This is a genomic window from Mycobacterium sp. Dal123C01, assembly GCF_052566995.1.
The window spans coordinates 174471-191403 of sequence record NZ_CP199580.1; the positions used below are offsets into that span (position 1 = coordinate 174471).

The window sequence follows — 16933 nt, forward strand, 5'->3', positions numbered from 1 at the left end:
GCGGTGTGCCGCACATTCGACGCCAAAGAAACCGTCAAATGCCGACAGTCAGGCCGACTTTCTGGAATTCCTTGAGGTCGCAGTAGCCGGCCTTGGCCATCGATCGGCGCAGACCACCGACCAGATTGAGGCTGCCGAACGGATCATCGGAGGGCCCGTTGAGCACCTGCTCGAGCGGCGGCCGTTCGCCGACAGCGATCTGCAGCAGCGCCCCGCGGGGCAGCGACGGGTGCGCCGCCGCGGTCGGCCAGAACCACCCATCGCCGAGGGCCTCGTCGCTTTCGGCCAGCGGCGTGCCCAGCACCACCGCGTCGGCACCACAGGCGATCGCCTTGGCCAGCTCGCCGGAGGTGTGGATATCGCCGTCGGCCAGCACATGGACGTAGCGGCCGCCGGTCTCGTCGAGGTATTCGCGGCGCGCGGCGGCGGCGTCGGCGATCGCGGTGGCCATCGGCACGCTGATGCCCAGCACCTCATCGCTGGTGGTCGCTCCTCTGGTGGAGCCGTAGCCGACGATGACGCCGGCCGCGCCGGTGCGCATCAGGTGCAGCGCGGTGCGGTGGTCGAGCACGCCGCCGGCCACCACCGGAATGTCGAGCTCGGAGATGAAGGTCTTCAGGTTGAGCGGTTCGCCGTCGCTAGCCACCCGCTCGGCGGAGATGATCGTGCCCTGGATGACCAGCAGATCGATGCCGGCCTGCAGCAGCACCGGTGTCAGCGCCTGCGCATTTTGCGGGCTCAGGCGCACCGCGGTGGTCACACCGGCCGCGCTGATGCGGGACACCGCCGCGCCCAGCAGTTCGGGGTCCAGCGGTGCCGCGTGCAGTTCCTGCAGCAGCCGGATGGACGCCGACGGTTCGGGCTCTTTCTCGGCGGCCTCGACCAGTTGGGCGATTTTGGCCTGGACGTCAGCGTGCCGGCCGATCAGGCCCTCGCCGTTGAGCACCCCCAGCCCGCCGAGCCGGCCCAGCTCGATCGCGAACTCCGGCGACACCAGCGCATCGGTCGGGTGTGCGAGGACCGGTATCTCGAAGCGGTAGGCGTCCAGCTGCCACGCCGTGGACACGTCCTGCGAGGAGCGGGTGCGCCGGGACGGCACGATGCTCACTTCGCTGAGCTCGTAGGTGCGGCGGGCGACTCTGCCCATGCCAATCTCGACCATGGCTAGTTCGCTGTTCACCGCGCGTAGTAGTTGGGGGCTTCGACGGTCATGGCGATGTCGTGGGGGTGGCTCTCTTTGAGTCCGGCCGACGTGATCCGGACGAACTGCGCCTGCTGCAGCTCCTCGATGGTCGGCGAACCCGTGTAGCCCATTGCGGCGCGCAGCCCGCCGGTCAGCTGGTGGATCACCGACGACAGCGGGCCGCGGAACGGCACCCTGCCCTCGATGCCCTCGGGCACCAACTTGTCCTCGGAGAGCGCGTCGTCGGCGAAGTAGCGGTCCTTGGAGTACGACTTGCCGCCGGCCCTGCCCTGCATGGCGCCCAGCGACCCCATGCCGCGGTAGCTCTTGAACTGCTTGCCGTTGACGAAGATCAGCTCGCCCGGCGCCTCGGCGGTGCCGGCCAGCAACGAGCCCAGCATGGCCGTCGACGCGCCGGCGGCCAGCGCCTTGGCGATGTCACCGGAATACTGCAGTCCCCCGTCGGCGATGACCGGCACACCGGCCGGTCCGCAGGCCGCAACGGCTTCCAGGATCGCCGTGATTTGAGGTGCGCCGACACCGGCCACCACGCGGGTGGTGCAGATCGAGCCCGGTCCCACCCCGACCTTCACGGCATCGGCGCCGGCTTCCACCAGAGCGGCGGCGGCCGACCGGGTCGCGACGTTGCCGCCGATCACCTCGACCTTCTCGCCGACTTCGGCTTTGAGTTTGCCGACCATGTCGAGCACCAGCCGGTTGTGCGCATGCGCGGTGTCCACGATCAGCACGTCGGCACCGGCGTCGACCAGCATCATCGCGCGCACCCAGGCATCACCGCCGACACCGACGGCGGCACCGACCAGCAGCCGGCCGTCGCTGTCCTTGGTGGCCAGCGGATGTTGTTCGGTCTTGACGAAGTCTTTGACGGTAATCAACCCGGTCAGCCGGCCGTGGCCGTCGACGATGGGCAGTTTCTCGATCTTGTTGCGGCGCAACAGGCCCAGCGCCGCGTCGGCGCTGACCCCCTCCCGGGCAGTGATCAGCGGTGCCTTGGTCATCACCTCGTCGACGTGCTTCGTAGCGTCCACTTCGAAGCGCAGGTCGCGGTTGGTGATGATGCCGACCAGCGCACCGGCGTCGTCGACGACCGGCAGCCCGGAGATCCGGAAGCGGGCGCACATCGCTTCGACCTGGGCCAACGTGTTGTCCGGCCGGCAGGTGACCGGGTCGGTGACCATGCCCGCCTCGGAGCGCTTGACCATCTCGACCTGGCCGGCTTGTTCGGCGACGGGCAGGTTGCGGTGCAGCACCCCCATACCGCCGGCCCGGGCCATCGCAATGGCCATCCGCGACTCGGTGACGGTGTCCATCGCCGAGCTGACCAGCGGCACTTTGAGCCTGATCTTCTTGGTTAGCTGGCTGGAGGTGTCGGCAGTGGCGGGAACCACATCGGAAGCCGCCGGAAGCAGCAACACGTCGTCGAATGTCAGGCCTAGCATCGCCACCTTGTGCGGGTTGTCTCCCCCGGTCAGCACCGGATCGTCGGCCAGGCCGCCGACGCGCACGTAGGGGCTGGCGACCAGGTCGGAGCTGTCTTCGAGATGCGACATGCCACGGGACATCGGTAAAACCCTTCATACACGCGCGGAGCGAGAATGCCATCCTATCGGTCCCGGCCGTCAGGGGGTTGCACCTGTTGGCGCGTTGCCTGCCCCAATCGTTCACTGGACGACGCGCGTCTTCCTGCTGGCGTTACCACGGCCCGTTTGCGTAGGCTGTTGAGCGTGCGTGACCACCTCCCGCCGGGTTTGCCACCCGACCCATTTGCCGACGACCCATGTGACCCGTCGGCGGCGCTCGATGCCGTCGAGCCCGGACAGCCGCTCGATCAACAAGAGCGGATGGCGGTCGAGGCGGACCTGGCCGATCTGGCCGTCTACGAAGCTCTGTTGGCGCACAAGGGAATTCGCGGACTTGTGGTCTGTTGCGACGAATGTCAGCAAGACCACTATCACGACTGGGACATGTTGCGGTCCAACCTGTTGCAACTGCTGATCGACGGCACCGTCCGCCCGCACGAGCCCGCTTACGACCCGGAGCCGGACGCCTACGTGACGTGGGATTACTGCCGGGGATATGCCGACGCCTCGCTCAACGAAGCGACGTCAGACGCCGACGGATTTCACCGCCGCCACTGAGCGCTAGGGCGTATTGCTTGGCACCAGCGAAGAATGGTGTCGGTGCCTGCCCGCAGCAGGACTCGGGGATTGACTGGGCGCCAAAGAGGTTGTGCGCGGGCTCATCGCCGTCGGCGACGCCGCGCCCGGAACCGTTGAGATTTGGGACTGCGGAGCCGGAAGCAGCGCCGAGCTTGGCGGCGGCGCGGCCGGCGGCAGGGTCGCATTCGGATCGCGCGAGTCGACTTTCGCGTTCAGCAGATTTATTTCGTCCAGCAACTCTTTCCGCCCGGCACTGTCATTCATCGACTGCACGGTGCTGCTGACTTCGGCCAACTGGTCCTCGGCCTTGGTCCATTGCCCCTTGTCGATCAGTTGCTGAACCTTCGCCAGATCGGCCTTGGCGGACAACATCGTCTGATTCTGTTTGGCCTCATCGAAGAACATCGAGTGCATGCCGTACAGCGTCCCGCCGGGACGGGCCTCGACCACCATGGCGCCGAACCCGCTGAGGATCAACAACGTCGCCGCAACCGAGCCGATGGTCGCCAGGCCGCGCCGCCCACGCCGCTGCTCCACCATTCCGGCGCGCAGCGCACCGACGGCCTCCTCCGGAGAAACCAGCGCACTGGCCGGTGGCCACCGCAAGTCGTCGCGCCAATCCCCCAGCAGGGTGGCCAACGCGTCATCGTTGGGATCGTCGACATCGATCCGCTGACGTTCGGCGAGCGCGTCGAGGAGCAGATCGGTCCGGCTCAGCTCGTCCAGGCCCGGCCGGTCGGAGAATCCAAATTCACGCATAGTCACCTGCCGCAACTATCTCGGATTTGAGGCGTGACAAGGCCCGGTGCTGAGCCACCCGAACGGCTCCGGGCGTTGCGCCGACGGCGGCGGCGGTCTCTTCGGCAGACAGGCCGACGACGACGCGCAGGATCAGAATCTCGCGCTGCTTGGGGGGCAGGATCTCGAGGAATTCGTTCATCCGGCTGACCGAATCGGCTTCGAGCGCCCGCTGTTCAGGGCCTGCTTCGGAGGACCGGCGCTCGGGAACGGATTCGAAGGGGTAGGCAAGATCGCGACCGGCGGCGCGGTGGGCATCGGCCACCTTGTGCGCCGCGATGCCGTAGAGGAAGGCCAGAAAGGGGCGTCCTCGATCCCGGTAGCGTGGCAGTGCTGTCAAAGTCGCCAAGCACACCTCCTGAGCCACATCGTCGGCTGTCAGGCCCCCCCGCTCGACTGTGCCGACTCGCGCCCGGCAATATCGCACCACAATCGGACGGATGGTCTCCAGCACCTCCCGTAGTGCGTTTCCATCTCCCGCTACGGCTTCCGCAACCACAGCGTCGAGACGTTCCGCTTGAATTGTCATCGACGGCGGTATCTCCAACGTTACAAACAGGACACGTCGCGGGCTAACTCACGCATTGACCATAACGGCCGAACGCCGTTTCAAGCGGAAGGCCAGGTTCCACCGGCGCGCCGCACTTGGCCTGCGCAGACATCCCGAATTTCGGCCAGCTTTTGTGCTGAAAATGTGACGCTTCGGATATCGATGAGCAAGCAGGCCACCGCCCACCGCAGCGGTAGCAGTCCCGATCGGCCGGTGGCGTCCAGCGCCGCCTCGGCCACCGTGCGGGCGCGCTCGGTAGCGCCGGCGCTGCACAGCGCGGCGGCGAGCACCACCTCACTTTTGATCCGATGTCGCGCCGGGGCTTGTCCTTCGATCAGGCTCATGGCTGTTGCGAGCTCGACGGCTTCCTCGGCGTGGCGCACCGCGAGCGCGCCGTCGCCGCAGGCCATCGCCAATTCGGCGGCCACCCACCGCCGGCGCACCGGGAGCCGCTCCGGTACCGCTCCGTCGATCGGACAGGCCGCCAGCGCCGAGTCCGCGCGCGACAACAACGCCGCCGCGGCAGCGAAACGGCCCACGCCCAACGCGTCGGCCGCCAACCCGATCAGGGCGTCGGCGCGAGCTTCGGGGTCGGCGCCGGCCAGCGCGAGAGCACGACCGTCCCAGCCCCGGGCCCGCGCGTGCCAACCGAGTTGGCGCAGAAACGATCCCTGCGTGCTGTGGGCCAACGAAACCAACGGGGTGACCAGCCGACCGGACGTCGCACCGCGGCGCAATACCGCCAGATCTCGGTAGGCGCTGCCGTAGCGGCCTTGCCCGCCGGCCGCAACGGCGCGCCACCACAACTGGTTCGCCGTGGTCGCCGCCGGCAGGGGCCAGCGCCCTGGCTGGTCGCCGAACGCAGCAGCGGCCAGCGTCGGCTCAACCATCGACGTCTGACCAGTTTCAATCACGGTGATAGTAGTAAACAGTTCGTGCTGCTGGTGTTACTGAAATGTTAATCACGATCAACTCTGTACTAAATGGCGCTCACTGGCCCTTGTGCCCTGAGCTGGGAAATCACGGTTTGATCAAGTGCCTGGTAGCACCGTTCTCCTACGCCAAATGCGTGGCAGATGAACGCGGAGTTAATTCTGTTCCAAGCTGTACATATTTTGTCACACTAAGCGCCTATTGACGGAAATTCATTGACCCACCTAAGTTCTAGCAATGACGGGTAGTCATCGGTGACGCCACCCTTAAATCGGTTGCACACTCACTTCGCGAACCTAATCTCACTTGAGCGTGCCGTGCAGAGAGGGAACTAGCCATGCCACAGCCGGAACAGCTACCTGGACCCAACGCCGACATTTGGAACTGGCAACTGCAGGGACTGTGCCGCGGTGTTGACTCGTCGATGTTCTTTCATCCCGATGGGGAGCGCGGCCGTGCCCGCATGCAGCGTGAGCAGCGCGCCAAGGAGATGTGCCGGCAGTGCCCGGTGATCCAGCAGTGCCGATCGCACGCACTCGATGTCGGTGAGCCCTACGGCGTTTGGGGCGGCCTGTCCGAATCGGAGCGTGACATGCTGCTGAAGGGCGATATCGGCCGCAACCGCGGCATCCGCCGCTCGGCTTAATCAACGCCTCGCTAGTTCGACCCCCGCCTCGTCGACGGGGGTCGAACTCACTCCAGGGCCCGATCGATGCGCGTGACTACGGTGGTGGTCGCAGCTGCGGGTGGGGGCGCCGGCAGCCGCGCCGGCATTAGTGTTCTCGGATGGACATCTCGTGCGCGTTTGCAACGTCGTCCGACACTCCGGCCCACGTGGAACTCGCCGAAACCCTGGGCTATGAGCGTGCGTGGCTGTACGACTCTCCCGCGCTTTACCCGGATGTGTGGATGATCCTGACCCGGTGTGCGGAGCGCACGTCGCGCATCGGTCTCGGGCCGGGCGTCCTCGTTCCCAGCCTGCGGCATCCAATGGTCAACGCCGCCGCGATCGCCGAGCTAGCGGGCCAAGCTCCCGGGCGGGTCGCGGTGGCCATCGGCTCAGGCTTTACCGGCCGGATGGCTATGGGCCAGCGGGCGATGCCGTGGCGACAGGTTGCCGACTACATCCGGTGCTTGAAGGCTCTTCTCGCCGGCGACACCGCGGAGTGGGACGGGGCGAAGGTCCGCATGCTGCAGCTGCCCGGCTTCGGGGCGCAGCGACCGATCGATGTGCCGATACTGATCGGCGCCGACGGACCCAAGGGGTTGGCCGTTGCGGCCGAGTTCGGCGATGGTGTCTTCTCCGCCGCCGTGCCGCAGGCCGATGCCATCGAGATCACCGACTGGCGGGCGCTGCTGTGCTTCGGAACAGTGCTCGACGAGGGCGAGAACCTGGCCTCGCCGCGCGCCATCGATGCCGCGGGGCCTGCCGCGGCGGTGCTGTATCACGCCATGTATGAACGCGGCGGCGCCGAGGTGGTCGACGCGCTGCCGGGTGGGCAAAGCTGGCGTGAGGCGATCGAGGCCTACCCGAAGGACGAGCGGCATCTCGCGATCCATACGGGGCATCTCGTCAAGGCGAATGCAAGCGATGAGCCGCACATCGCCGACCTGATCCCGTTTGCCAGCTCGATGGCGGTGACCGGCACTGCCGAGCAAATACCGGAGAAGTTGGCCGGATTCGCCGCGCTGGGAATCACCGAGATCGTCTACCAGCCAGCCGGATCCGATATCGAGCGCGAACTCCAAACATTCGCGTCCGCCGCCAGCCTCTAGGCCGTCGACTTCTCCAGGACATGTACGCCGCAGGCGGAACCGAGTCCGATCACGTGGGCCAGACCGACTTTGGCGTCGGCGATCTGGCGGTCTCCGGCCTCACCGCGCAGGTGGTGACAGATCTCCCAAACGTTGGCGATGCCGGTGGCCGCGATCGGATGGCCCTTGGACTCCAGCCCGCCCGACACGTTCACCGGGGTCGACCCGTCACGCCAGGTGGCACCCGAATTGAAGAAGTCCGCGGCGCCACCCTCTTCGCACAGCATCAAGTTGTCGTAGTGCACCAACTCGGCGGTGGCGAAGCAATCGTGCAACTCGACGAGATCGAGATCGGCCGGTCCGATCCCCGCCTGCTCGTAAGCGATGGTTGCGGCTTTTCGGGTGAGCGTGTTGACGTTCGGCAACACCTGACAACCTTCTTCGTAGGGGTCGGTCGTCAGGACCGACGCCGACACCTTTACCGCGCGCCTGCGCTGCTCGAGCGACAGCGACTTCAGCGTCTCGCCACTGCACACGACCGCAGCCGCGGCACCATCACAGTTCGCTGAGCACATCGGGCGCGTGTTCGGGTACGCGATCATGACGTCGTTCATGATCTGCTCGAGGGTGAACCGCTTTTGGTACGACGCAAGGGGATTCAGGGTGGAGTGGGCATGGTTCTTCTCGCTGATCTTGGCGAACAACTCGAAGCTGGTGCCGCCGTACTTGTGGCCGTACTCGACGCCGATCTGGGCGAAGACACCCGGCATCGTCTCCGTGCCGATCCTGCCGTCAATCCCTGCGACCGCCCCATACCGGCCCGCCGGTGTCCAGGTGTCCGCGTCCTTCTTCTTGGCCCCACCCGCCAAAAGGCCGGCGCCCGCGAGCTTTTCGACACCGACCGCCAGGCCGTAGTCGACCTCGCCGGCCTTGACGGCCATGATCGCGGTGCGCAGTGCGGTCGCACCGGTCGCGCAGGCATTGGCGACGTTGTACACCGGTATGCCCGTCTGGCCGATCTGCTTCTGAAGCTGTTGGCCGATACTGGCATTCGCGTTCATCAGGTTGCCCGCGGCGATCACTCCGATGTCTGCCATCGTGACGCCCGCATCGGCAAGCGCGCCCATGGCAGCCTCGGCCGCCAGGTCGACGATGTCGAGTTCGGCGTGCTTGCCGAACTTGGTCATCTGGATGCCGAGGATCCAGACCTCATCGCTTGCGCTCATCGCTGTTCCTTTGTTGTAGAGACAGGCTCGAAGCCGAACCCGACCGCCTCCGTGCCTTCAGAGTCGGTGCCGATCGATTGGGTGGCCAGACGCACTTTCATCCCGTCGGAAACGTGCTCGGGATCGGGCTCGACGTTGATCAGGTTGGCGCGGACCTGGGTTCCGTCGCAATCGACCACAGCCGCCACGAACGGGGTCGGAATCCCGGGTGCCGCGAACGTGACGATGGTGAACGCGCGCACCGTGCCCTCGGTCGCGATCGGGACGGTCGCGAATTCGGTGGCAAAGCACTTGGCACACGCGTTACGTCGGTCGAAATATCTGGAAGCGCAGTTGACGCATTCCTGCGCGACCAAATGCGGTTGATCCTCGTTCAACACCAGATAGTCGACCAGCGGGATCTGTCCGGCCATGCGCACCTCCGTCGTTAGTGTCTTCGACGGTATCCCTCGCCGGCCAACCCCCGATAGCCTGTACCGCGATGGGGGCAAGGAGGGCCGCATGACAACCAACCAGAGCGACCACGGCGGGACGTCACCCGAGGGCACCGTCACCGTGACGGAGGCAGGTTCGGGGACTTATACGCAAGAGATCACCGCCGGGCCGCACCGGTTGGTCGCCGATGAGCCAAAGCCGATTGGCGACGACGCGGGGCCAAACCCGTACGATCTGCTCCTGGCCGCCCTCGGCGCATGCACCTCGATGACGTTGCGGATGTATGCAGACCGCAAGAGCTGGCCACTCGAGCGTGTTCGAGTCACGTTGCGGCACTCGCGCATTCACGCGAAAGACTGCGCCGACTGCGAGACCAGTGTCGGATTCGTCGACCAGATCGATCGCGACATCGAATTGACCGGCGACCTCGATGACACCCAACGGGAGCGGTTGCTGTACATGGCCGACCGCTGCCCGGTCCATCAGACCCTGACATCCGAGGTCCACATCACCACATCCTTGCGGTGACTAATCTTCGACGAGCGGCTTGAGCACCTCGCCCACCTTCGTGATGACACCAGGCGTATGGCGGTGCGTCGGGAGGTTGACGATCACGCCGTCGATGCCCATATCGAGGACCCGGCGTTTGATCTGGTCGGCTACCTGATCGGGCGTGCCGGTGATCGCCCGGCCACCGCGTGTCTCACCGATGTCTGTGGGCGCGTCATAGCCGTCGAGCGTGACCGTCAGCAAGCAGCTGGTCTCCAAAGTCGCTGGGTCACGGTCGATTTCGGTGCAGCGCTGCCGTAGTACGTTCAACTTGCCGGGCAGCTTGTCGATGTCGGCGATGATGTTCAGGTGGTCGGCGTAGCGGGCGGCCAATCGGAACGTCTTCTTCTCGCCGCTGCCGCCGAGCATGATCGGGATGTGGTCCCGATAACGGGGCTCGTTGATCGCGCTCTCGGTGTGATACCACTTTCCGGCGAAGCTGGGTCGCTCACCATGCAGCATGGGGGCGATGATCTGCAGCGCCTCCTCGAGCTTTTCGAACCGCTCGGTGAACGTGTCGAAGTCGAAGCCCAGCTGGCGGTGCTCCAGCTCAAACCAGCCCGTCCCGATACCAAGAATTGCCCGTCCCGCGCTGACGACGTCCAGCGTCGTCACCGTCTTGGCGAGCAACGTCGGGTTGCGGTAGGTGTTGCCGGTCACCAACGTCGAGAGCTGCACCCGCTCGGTGGCCGTGGCCAACGCGCCCAGCGCCGTGTAGGCCTCCAGCATGGGCTCGTCGGGTTCACCCAGCGTCGGCAGTTGGTAGAGGTGATCCATCACCAGGACGGTGCCGAAGCCGGCGGCCTCGGCTTCCTGGGCCTGGGCCTTGACGGCGGGAAACAGTTCGGCGACCGGCCCGCCGTAGGAGAAGTTCGGGATCTGCAGTCCGAGTCGAATAACCATGCCCATGTCTAACTGCTCCCGGCGCAGATACTGTTCCGACATGCAGGCAGTGCTGTTCATGCTTGGGCTGATCCTGTTCCTGGTCGGCCTGCTCACGGGGTTCGCCGTCCCAGCACTCAAGAACCCGCGCATGGCGCTGTCGAGCCACCTCGAGGCAGTGCTCAACGGCATGTTCCTCGTGCTTCTCGGGCTGCTCTGGCCACACATCCACCTGCCCGACGCATGGGCGGTTACCGCGGTCGCGCTGATCGTGTACTCCGCCTACGCGAACTGGCTGACGGCGCTGCTCGCGGCGGCGTGGGGCGCCGGTCGCAAATTCGCGCCGATCGCGACCGGCGACCATCAGGCCTCAGCGGTAAAAGAGCGGGTCGTCAGTGTGCTCTTGGTGTCCCTCTCGGTGTCGATCGTGGTCGGCGTGACCATCGTCATCGTCGGACTCTGAAAGACTCGACAGGGTGGAGGTGAACACAATGGGCCGTAACCGTCGAGCCGCGGGCGTTCTCGCCATGATCACGTTCACCCTCGCTGGCTGCGCAGAGCCGGCGCCAACCGCGATGAACGCGACCGCCTCAACCGCGACGCCGGTGGCCCCCACCCGGCCGCACAGCGCGACGATGATGGACGATCCCTCGCCGCCAGCCCCGGCACCCGCGGGCGCGCAGCCGCGACTGGCATCAGATCCCGCCCAGCTGGCCGACGACCTCGTCGCCGACGAGAAAACGCTGCGTGACGGAGCGACGGCGGAGGCAGCACTGGTGGCGGCGGCACACCGCCAGCAGGCGGCCTACCGCGCCATCGGGCATCACCCCGAATGGGATGCGATCGCCCGCCCGCGAATCCCGCCGTCACTGCTCGACGTCTACGACCGCAATGTCGACGCCCGTCGGGCGCTCATCGCGATGACACACGCCAAAAGCACCCTGCCCGCGTGGCGCATCGGGCCGCCGGCTCCGGCGGACGAGCTGCTCGGCGACTATCACGACGCGGAGTCGGCGTCCGGCGTCGGCTGGAACTATCTGGCGGCGATCAATCTGATCGAGACCCACTTCGGCAGCATCGACGGTGACAGCAGCGCCGGTGCACAAGGCCCCATGCAGTTCTTGCCCTCGACGTTTTCCGCCTATGGCGACGGCGGCGATATCCACTCGCCTCGAGACAGCATCATGGCTGCAGGCCGCTATCTCGCCGCGGATGGCTTTGGCAACGATCGCGATCAGGCCATCCGCCGCTACAACCATTCAGACGAATATGTACGAGCGGTCAACCAGTACGCGGCAGTGCTGGGGGCCGATCCCGCTGCGTTTGCCGGCTACTACAGGTGGGACGTTTACTACGCCACGACCGCCGGGGACGTATTACTGCCCATCGGTTACGCCGCGACGGCACCGATCCCGGTGGACGACTACCTGTCGACCCACCCGCAGTAACTCGGGCCTAGCCGCCGAGAGGATTGGCCTCGATGCGTTCGGCAAGGCGATTGACAATCGATCCGGCGGCGGCGCTTTCCGGCTTGCGCGTCCCCTGGTCTTGGAAGCACGCCAAAAACTCGCTACCGAATCCTTGCCAGGGATAGCGCGCGAGAATCTCCGCCCTAGCCTGCGCTCCGAACTCCTCCGGTCGCCTTCCGACGATCTCCCAGCTGGTAGCGACCTGCAAGATGTGCGACTCGGGGTCAGCGGTCGCAGCGACGTCGTCGCGCATGTGCCGCACGATGATCTCCGTCACCCGGGCCGCCCGATCGGCCGGCCAACCAGCCGCCACCCCGAAGACCCATGCCAAATCCCCGCCCGCCTCCTCGAAAGGCACTCGGTGACTGTCGAATACGGCGGTGAGGCCAATGTCGTGCAGCATCGCCGAGACGTAAAGGAGCTCCTCGTCGAAGGTGATGCCGTGCGCTGAGGCGTACATCGCTCCCCACAAGTAGGAGCGGACGCAGTGGTTGAGTAACGGGGGCGTATAGAAACGCGAAGCCACTGACAGTGCGGCAGTGGCCGCCGGTGTCTGCGGAAACCTTTTCCCCGTTGCTAATTCGGCGACAGTGTCCATGGTGTCTTCCTTTCACTAATTTTCTAAAACTCAGTTGTTGACGAGCGTGCGAGCGAGGTAGTGGTCGGGCTCATGCCAGGCACCCGGAACGATGAGCAGAGACGGAAGACTAGCGCCAGCACTGTTTTCCGTCACTTGCCGGCTCCGATCACGCGGATGATCGGCTTGCCGGGGACACGGTGGGCCGGGTCGAAAGCCGAAGGAGCGTCGTGCAGGTCGTAAATCGCTCCGACGAGTGGACGCAGCCGTCCCTCCCGAAGCCTGAGCTCCAGTTCGGCGAGCGCCGCGCGATCGGGTTCGACGACGAAGAAGACGGCCCGCGTGTTTCCGGGAAGAACCGGCGGCGGTTCAGCGATACTGACAAGTGCACCGCCAGGACGGACTAATGTTGCTGAGCGATCAAGGATTTGACCACCCATCACGTCGAATACCATGTCGACCTCGCCAACATCCTCCAGCCGGTCATGGTGCAGATCGACAAAGAAATGCGCGCCCAGATCGAGCACCGCCTGACTGTGGGCGGCGCGTCCGGTACCGATCACCAGAGCCCCCGCCTCGCGGGCCAGTTGCACAGCGACCGATCCGACGCCGCCGGCAGCGCCATGGATGATGACCGTCTGCCCCGCCGCGAGTCGCCCGTGAACGAAGAGTCCCTGCCATGCCGTAAGACCTGAAATCGGTAGCGCGGCAGCCATAACGGGGTCGACTCCCGCCGACAATGGCACTAGGTTTCGCGCTTCTACTGCCACGAACTCGGCCAGCGTGCCGTCGCGGCGCCAGTCGGTGATTCCGAAGACTCGTTGCCCGACATACAGTCCGGTGGTCCCATAACCCAACTCCTCAACCACCCCGGAGACGTCATGGCCGGGGATGGTCGGCGTCCGATCACGGCCGGCCCGGTCGGTCCAGGTGCCCGGCCAGTCGAGTTCACCCGGGGTGAACCCCGCCGCATGCACCCGGACAACGACGTCGTTCTCGGCAGCGTGGGGGTAGGGCACTTGCGCTAGCGCAAGACGATCGATCCCGGCGGCGTGGTCGCCCGCGATGATCGCTTGCATCGTCTTCGTCTTGCATGCACCCAACATGCTTCCAACGCTAGGCGCGGTATCGCGCTGATTGTGGGCCACTTGGGTGCGGCAAGTAGGGGCCAGTCGAGCCAGCGAGCTCAGGGCAGCAGTCGCACCAAGGCAGCCAAAGCTGCCGACCATGCGCTCGGCGCCGGCGCTGCATATCCGATCACCAAACCGTCCTGTTCGCAGCTGGTTTCGGGATGACGGAAGTGATCAAGGCCCCGCACGCCGAGGCGTCGCCACGCGCGTTGACGAGACGCCGCGCTTTCGCCGCCACCGGCGAGCTCGAGCATCACCTGCAGGCCCGCGGCCATCCCGACCACCGCCGTCGTCGGTGACGACCGGGCGACGGCGGCGACGAGTTGTTCACGGCGGCGGTGGTACTGGGCGCGCATTGTGCGGATGTGTCTGTCATAGGATCCGGAGACGATGAACTCGGCCATCGTCAGCTGATCGACAAAGCCGGAGGTCTCCTCGGTTTCACCCTTCTGCCGGGCCACCGCTTCGACGAGTCGTTGCGGTAACACCAGCCACCCGAGCCGAAGGCCCGGCGCTAGCGACTTGCTCGCCGTGCCCATATAGATGACATGTTCGGGATCGACGCCGTGCAGCGCACCGACAGGGCTGCGGTCGTAGCGGAATTCGCCGTCGTAATCATCCTCGATGATCACTCCACCGGTTCGTCGCGCCCAATCAATGACCGCTGCGCGGCGGTCGGAATGCAAAGACACGCCAAGCGGGAACTGGTGCGACGGCGTCAGCAACACACCGCCCACCTCTGGCATGTGCTCGAGCGCCATGACGTCAGCACCATGGGAGTCGACTTCAATTGGAGGGCAACGTAACCCGGATTTGATGAGGGATGACCGTTGTGAGCTGAGTCCGAACGCCTCGACAGCGACGGCGGCGGTCCCGGCCTCGGCTAAAGCGCCGGCGACGAGGCTCAGCCCTTCAGCGGCCCCGGAGCACACGATGATGTTGCACGGTCGGGCCTGAACTCCCCGAGTTCGTGCGAGATATTGAGCAAGCGCCACGCGAAGCTCCAGCCGGCCGTGCAGGTCGGCGTAGTCGAATGCCTCGAACGGTGCAGCGTTCAACGCGCGCTTGACCGCACGGCTCCACTCTGTGCGCGGAAACGACGACAGGTCCGGATGACCGGGGCGCAGGTCGTGGTCCAATCGGTGCGGCGCCGGTGGCTTTGGCGGTGCGGCGACGGACTGGAGAACCGCGGCCGCACGTTGGGAGACAGTTGTGCTTGAGCCATGTTGCGATGTCAGCCAACCCTCGGCGATGAGTTCGGCGTATGCACGGGCCACGGTGTTTCGCGCGACACCGAGATCGGCGGCCAGCGCGCGGCTTGAGGGCAACCGGGTGCCCGGCACCAACCGTCCCGCGCGAATCGCGTCGCGGATGGCATCCATCACACTGTCACGCACCCTGCCGCCGGGACGGTCCAGATGCAGGTCCAATCCGGCGACCGAGCTTCGTCGTCCGGTCGTGACAGCCATAGTTCATGAGGCTACGGCCTGAAATTGGGATCAGATCGCGAACAGCCGCACGCTTGGGCCCGGCCGCTTCTGGTCGTGAGATGTCCGGGATCGGCCGGCAGCACCGCCTCCGTTCAGCTGCCCCATCGGCAGCGCGCTCCACATGGCTGGCGGCATGCCCGTCAAGATCGGTTCGGCGCCCACCGTGATACCCGGCGCGGCCACGAGCTGCGCCGAGGGCGTGGCCGTGGTCCAGCTGGGCGGCACCGACAAGGCACCGACCGCACCCGCTTTGCCCAGGCTTGTCGACACGGTCGCCGCCGGCTCAATCTGGCCCGCGAGCACCCCGGCCGCAGAACCGATCGGACCCGTCGCTACCGGCCCGGATACGGCGGCCGCACCGCCACTGGACGTCAGCGCCGAGCCCTCCGCCGCCGCGGCGACGATACCCAGCACGCTGTTCAGCGCTCCCACGCCGGCACCGATGATGCCGGTGCCCCCGGCCGCGAGTCCGGTGTACGGGGCCAAGCCGCTCAGCGCGTCCGCGGTCGACGACACCGGTGAGGCCGCAGTGGCTTGGGCGACGGCGGCAGATTGCGCGGCCGACCCGGCGTCGTTGGTGGTCGGCGCTGGCGGGGTGAACGGTGTCAGCTGGCTTGCGCTCGCCGAGGATGCGGCATATCCGTACATGGCGGCCGCGTCTTGGGCCCACATCTGCGCGTACTGCGCCTCGGTGGCCGTGATCGCCGGCGTGTTTTGCCCCAAGAAGTTGGTGGCCACCAGCGCCGCCAACAGGCTGCGGTTGGCCGCAATTTCTAGGGGCGGCACCGTCATAGCGAACGCAGTTTCGTAGGCAGCCGCGGCTAACCGCGCGTGCATGGCGGCGTCCTCGGCCCGCCCGGCAGCGCCGGTCATCCACGCCGTATAGGTGGCGGCCGCGGCCGCCATCGATATCGACGACGGCCCCAACCACACGTCGCCGGCCAGCGCTGAGATGACCGCGCGATAGGAGGCCGCCGTCGAGTACAGCTCCGCGGATAGACCATCCCAGGCCGTCGCGGCGGTTAACAGCGGGCCTGATCCCGGTCCGGCATACATTCGGGCGGAGTTGACCTCCGGCGGTAACGCTCCGAAATCCATCAGTCCACTCCTCTCGCCTCTTACTTACCTGTTCGAACAGGTATCCAACGCAGATCTATTCCAATGTTGCTTTTAAGTACGGATTTCCTGTTAAACTGCCCGAGCAGGATATGTCGACGGAACGAGGGGTGAATGGCGAAATCCAGCAGGCCACCGGAGCGCAGCGGACCGACCAGTGTCCCGGTGCCGGCCGCCGCACGTGGCGCGCAGATCGGTGCCGCGCTTTATCGCGTCGCGCGCCTGCACCGGATGACGGCCGGCAATCTACTGCGCCGCGTCGGTCTGCACCCCACTCAGGATCTGCTCATGACGTATCTGTGGGAATTGGGTCCCCAGCGCCAGACCGACCTCATCCGCCTACTCGACTCCGACGCCGCCACGATGACGAGGTCGATCCAGCGCCTCGAACACGCGGGCTTCGTGCGGCGCTCGCCATGTGCCGATGACAAGCGCGCGTACCTCATCGAGCCAACGCCAGCGGGTCGCGCGCTGCGCCCGGAGGTTGAGCAGATATGGAATGAGATCGAAGACTGCATCGTCGGCGGCGTTAGTGAGCGCGAGCGGCAGACGATCCTGCGCATCTTAGAAGCGATGGAACAGCGGCTCACTCAGGCCGCGGAGTCACGGGCCTAAACGGCCAAAACGCGAAACACCCCCGGCCAGCGGGCCGGGGGTGTT

The 16933-nt window shown here is 66.0% G+C and carries 19 protein-coding genes; 7 read left to right on the plus strand and 12 right to left on the minus strand.

Annotation, left to right across the window (positions count from 1 at the left end; genetic code table 11):
* Positions 1-34: 34 nt before the first annotated feature.
* A complete protein-coding gene (locus tag ACTXG5_RS00760; RefSeq protein WP_445164212.1) occupies positions 35-1162 on the minus strand; it encodes a GuaB3 family IMP dehydrogenase-related protein in 1128 nt (375 codons plus the stop codon).
* A gap of 14 nt (positions 1163-1176) precedes the next feature.
* A complete protein-coding gene (gene guaB / locus ACTXG5_RS00765; protein WP_445161894.1) occupies positions 1177-2766 on the minus strand; it encodes an IMP dehydrogenase in 1590 nt (529 codons plus the stop codon).
* A 162-nt stretch (positions 2767-2928) separates the two neighbouring features.
* Here guaB and ACTXG5_RS00770 point away from each other — a divergent pair, with 162 nt between their 5' ends.
* Positions 2929-3342, plus strand: coding sequence for a DUF5319 domain-containing protein (locus tag ACTXG5_RS00770; RefSeq protein WP_108921040.1), 414 nt, complete (start codon positions 2929-2931; stop codon positions 3340-3342).
* A gap of 3 nt (positions 3343-3345) precedes the next feature.
* Here the strand turns inward: ACTXG5_RS00770 and ACTXG5_RS00775 are convergent, their stop codons facing one another.
* The 3 genes from ACTXG5_RS00775 to ACTXG5_RS00785 all read right to left on the minus strand — a co-directional run bounded on the left by ACTXG5_RS00775 (position 3346) and on the right by ACTXG5_RS00785 (position 5601).
* Entirely contained in the window at positions 3346-4122 is a 777-nt protein-coding gene (locus ACTXG5_RS00775) for an anti-sigma-D factor RsdA (protein ID WP_445161895.1), read from the minus strand.
* Positions 4115-4690, minus strand: a complete 576-nt coding sequence (locus ACTXG5_RS00780; protein WP_445161896.1) for a sigma-70 family RNA polymerase sigma factor — start codon at positions 4688-4690, stop codon at positions 4115-4117. Before ACTXG5_RS00780 ends, ACTXG5_RS00775 begins: the two co-directional genes overlap by 8 nt.
* A gap of 80 nt (positions 4691-4770) precedes the next feature.
* On the minus strand, positions 4771-5601 hold the full coding sequence (locus ACTXG5_RS00785; RefSeq protein ID WP_445164213.1) for a hypothetical protein: 831 nt from the start codon (positions 5599-5601) through the stop codon (positions 4771-4773).
* Positions 5602-5981: 380 nt separating this feature from the next.
* Here ACTXG5_RS00785 and ACTXG5_RS00790 point away from each other — a divergent pair, with 380 nt between their 5' ends.
* Entirely contained in the window at positions 5982-6290 is a 309-nt protein-coding gene (locus ACTXG5_RS00790) for a WhiB family transcriptional regulator (RefSeq protein ID WP_313862207.1), read from the plus strand.
* A 140-nt stretch (positions 6291-6430) separates the two neighbouring features.
* The gene (locus ACTXG5_RS00795) at positions 6431-7420 is read left to right on the plus strand and encodes an LLM class flavin-dependent oxidoreductase (protein WP_445161897.1); all 990 of its coding nucleotides are present in this window, start codon (positions 6431-6433) and stop codon (positions 7418-7420) included.
* Here the strand turns inward: ACTXG5_RS00795 and ACTXG5_RS00800 are convergent.
* Positions 7417-8625, minus strand: a complete 1209-nt coding sequence (locus ACTXG5_RS00800) for a thiolase family protein (protein WP_445161898.1) — start codon at positions 8623-8625, stop codon at positions 7417-7419. The genes ACTXG5_RS00795 and ACTXG5_RS00800 overlap by 4 nt on opposite strands.
* Entirely contained in the window at positions 8622-9038 is a 417-nt protein-coding gene (locus tag ACTXG5_RS00805) for a Zn-ribbon domain-containing OB-fold protein (RefSeq protein ID WP_445161899.1), read from the minus strand. The genes ACTXG5_RS00800 and ACTXG5_RS00805 overlap by 4 nt, the downstream gene beginning before the upstream one ends.
* A gap of 88 nt (positions 9039-9126) precedes the next feature.
* Here ACTXG5_RS00805 and ACTXG5_RS00810 point away from each other — a divergent pair, with 88 nt between their 5' ends.
* Positions 9127-9588: an OsmC family protein gene (locus ACTXG5_RS00810; RefSeq protein WP_445161900.1), complete on the plus strand. Its 462-nt coding sequence runs from the start codon at positions 9127-9129 to the stop codon at positions 9586-9588.
* Here ACTXG5_RS00810 and ACTXG5_RS00815 read toward each other — a convergent pair whose 3' ends face one another.
* A complete protein-coding gene (locus ACTXG5_RS00815; protein ID WP_445164214.1) occupies positions 9589-10512 on the minus strand; it encodes an LLM class F420-dependent oxidoreductase in 924 nt (307 codons plus the stop codon). It lies immediately after the preceding gene.
* 40 nt (positions 10513-10552) lie between these two features.
* Between ACTXG5_RS00815 and ACTXG5_RS00820 the strand changes: the two genes are divergently transcribed.
* Positions 10553-10954 carry a hydrogenase gene (locus tag ACTXG5_RS00820; protein WP_445161901.1) on the plus strand — a complete coding sequence of 134 codons (402 nt, stop codon included), beginning with the start codon at positions 10553-10555 and terminating at the stop codon, positions 10952-10954.
* 28 nt (positions 10955-10982) lie between these two features.
* On the plus strand, positions 10983-11939 hold the full coding sequence (locus tag ACTXG5_RS00825; RefSeq protein WP_445161902.1) for a transglycosylase SLT domain-containing protein: 957 nt from the start codon (positions 10983-10985) through the stop codon (positions 11937-11939).
* Positions 11940-11946: 7 nt separating this feature from the next.
* Here the strand turns inward: ACTXG5_RS00825 and ACTXG5_RS00830 are convergent, their stop codons facing one another.
* The 4 genes from ACTXG5_RS00830 to ACTXG5_RS00845 form a co-directional block, all read right to left on the minus strand.
* Entirely contained in the window at positions 11947-12558 is a 612-nt protein-coding gene (locus ACTXG5_RS00830; RefSeq protein ID WP_445161903.1) for an HD domain-containing protein, read from the minus strand.
* A gap of 131 nt (positions 12559-12689) precedes the next feature.
* The gene (locus ACTXG5_RS00835) at positions 12690-13616 is read right to left on the minus strand and encodes an NADP-dependent oxidoreductase (RefSeq protein ID WP_445164215.1); all 927 of its coding nucleotides are present in this window, start codon (positions 13614-13616) and stop codon (positions 12690-12692) included.
* A gap of 107 nt (positions 13617-13723) precedes the next feature.
* Positions 13724-15136, minus strand: a complete 1413-nt coding sequence (gene pdxR / locus ACTXG5_RS00840; RefSeq protein WP_445161904.1) for a MocR-like pyridoxine biosynthesis transcription factor PdxR — start codon at positions 15134-15136, stop codon at positions 13724-13726.
* Between the two features lie 30 nt (positions 15137-15166).
* Positions 15167-16255: a PPE family protein gene (locus tag ACTXG5_RS00845; RefSeq protein ID WP_445161905.1), complete on the minus strand. Its 1089-nt coding sequence runs from the start codon at positions 16253-16255 to the stop codon at positions 15167-15169.
* Positions 16256-16387: 132 nt separating this feature from the next.
* On the opposite strand from ACTXG5_RS00845, the gene ACTXG5_RS00850 reads away from it, so the two are divergent.
* Positions 16388-16888, plus strand: a complete 501-nt coding sequence (locus ACTXG5_RS00850) for a MarR family winged helix-turn-helix transcriptional regulator (RefSeq protein WP_445161906.1) — start codon at positions 16388-16390, stop codon at positions 16886-16888.
* The last annotated feature ends 45 nt before the right edge of the window (positions 16889-16933 follow it).